We start from the raw sequence: 2254 nt of genomic DNA, 5'->3' as shown, positions 1-2254 counted from the left end.
ACGCCAATCACCGCCAGCTCGGACAGGTCTTCTACATTCTTCATACTCATAGCCACTTCTCCTTCTTCTTTGGGTAAACCATCTCAGGTTAACCCACCGGGGGAAGCAGCCGGTTCATCCCATTAGCAGTCATCATTTATGATCGTAGTGTTCGACATTTTGGGGCGAAAACGTCTCTTGGTTTGCAGGGGTTTTCGATCAAATCTTGACGTGCAATACTGCTGCTCTAGCAGTGGTTTCGAAGGTTGAATATGGAACGTCGACTGGCCGCAATCCTTGCAGCAGACATCGCCGACTACTCCCGCTTGGTCGGAGAAGACGAAACCCGTGCGCTGGCGGCCTTGCGCTCATTTCGCGCAGAAGTATTTGGCCCAACGGTAGCCGGGCATCATGGCAAAATCATCAAATCTATGGGTGATGGCTGGCTGGTTGAATTTAGTTCCGCCGTGGAAGCGGTAAACTGCGCCATACAAATTCAGGATCGCGTTTCAGGGCATGAATTTCTGGCGCTGCGGATTGGCGTGCATATCGGTGACGTCGTCCACGAAGAGGATGATATCTTTGGCGATGGAGTTAATGTCGCTGCAAGATTGGAAGGGTGGGCCGAACCCGGGGGCATTGCAATTTCTGACCCGGCCTATTCAAGTCTCGACGGTACCCTGACTCCATCCTTTGACGATGCTGGTCAGCAAGAGCTCAAAAACATCACCAGACCCCAGCGCATCTGGACAAAGACGGCGACTTTGGGCGGGCCGACCGTCCAATCCCGGCACGCGCGTTCATCCGGTTATTCACATCTTTCGATATTACCTGTCACAACGTCTGACGAACGTGTCGACGTTCAGGAACTGGCGGAAGGTTTGACAGGCGATCTGGATGATAAATTGACAGCGGTGCGTTGGCTGGTCGTTGCAGTGCGGGAACAAGCCAATCCAGGCGACTACACCCTGAAGATTGCGCTGCGTTCCCGTGGCGACCGCCTTCGGTTGGAGGCCCGATTGTTCGAACCGATGGGCAAACAGATTTGGGCAAACAAGTTTGATGGGTATTTGGCAGACAGTTTCGACTGGCAGGACACTACCGGTGAAACCGTATCACTTGAGGTCATAACCAAGATGCTGGACGCAGAGAGTGACCGACTTGCGCGGATTCCGGTGGCAGAGCGAACGGCTGAGGAATGCCTTGTGAAGGGTTTCATGCAGATGCGCATGAGTGATGCGCAGTCATTTGCGGATTCATTGACGACCTATATGCTTGCGATGGAAAAAGACTCGAATCTGGCTGATGCTTTTGGCGAAGCGATTTGGACGGCATTTGCCGGTATGACGGTCGGACTGGAAGTTGTGCGCCCCTATTTTGAGGAGTATTTTCAGGATTGGGTAACGCGTGGCCGTCACCTTACAGACCAAAGCTCGATACTCAGCATTGCAGTAGCACTGGCGGATTTCCGAACAAATCTCGATGTAGCACCTCTACGGAATGCGATTGCTGGCGCTCTCCGACGCAATCCTTCGGACGCGAATGTGCTGTCGGTATCGGCTTGGGCTGCGATTTGGTGTGGTGAAACCGAGACTGCGTTGGATTGCTTCCGCAAATTCGAACGCTTCGGTAACTTCCATCCATACTCGGTGCCCGCGAAAGGTGGCACCGCTCTTGCAGCGCTCCAACTTGGTGACGACGCGCTTGCGATTTCGGTGGCCGAGGATGGGCTGCAACTATCAAGCACATACCCCACTTTCCATTCAGTCCTCGCCTCGGCTTATGCTCTGACCGACCAACCGGACCGCGCCGAAGCTGCGCTTGCGAAGTATCGCGAACTGGTGCCTGACCGAACAATATCATCATGGAAAGCAATGAACGATTACGGGGGATCAGAGGGCGGTAAACGTTACTTTGAAGGACTGCGAATGGCGGGCCTTCCCGAGTAATGGTCCGGGGTCAAAATGGAAAATCGTTACTTCAGTCAGATGACTGCTTTGTCCTCTGTGGATGGCTCCTGCATTGCAAGAGGTTTTTCGGTGATTTTGCGTTAGCCTGTCAGTACAGTCGTCTGTCCGGCCTCACATGATGATTTCTCCGTCAATAGGTTGTTTTCGATTTCGGTGCCCGAGGCGAACTCTCTTTCGACAGACCCCTGTCTGCAAACCTCACATCCGGCGGGAACTTGGTCCCAACCACTGTCCCGCTTTCGGGACTGGAGAGTTCCAAAGGAACGGCACCACTCTGTGAAGACGGCATTTATAGTGCCACGCCG

At 53.6% G+C, this 2254-nt stretch carries 1 protein-coding gene; it reads left to right on the top strand.

Annotation, left to right across the window (positions count from 1 at the left end):
* Positions 1-251 precede the first annotated feature (251 nt).
* Positions 252-1928 (top strand): adenylate/guanylate cyclase domain-containing protein, encoded by a 1677-nt coding sequence (locus tag GV827_RS23050; protein WP_164356654.1) that lies wholly within the window; start codon positions 252-254, stop codon positions 1926-1928.
* The last annotated feature ends 326 nt before the right edge of the window (positions 1929-2254 follow it).

The sequence above is a fragment of the Sulfitobacter sediminilitoris genome, from assembly GCF_010667575.1.
Lineage (GTDB): Bacteria > Pseudomonadota > Alphaproteobacteria > Rhodobacterales > Rhodobacteraceae > Sulfitobacter > Sulfitobacter sediminilitoris.
Note: the sequence above shows the minus strand (reverse complement) of the source record. Positions and strands in the feature narration are given on the sequence as shown.

Excerpts from the sequence above, each read along its gene's own strand:
- GV827_RS23050 (WP_164356654.1), top strand. The coding sequence starts at position 252 with ATGGAACGTCGACTGGCCGCAATCCTTGCAGCAGACATCGCCGACTAC.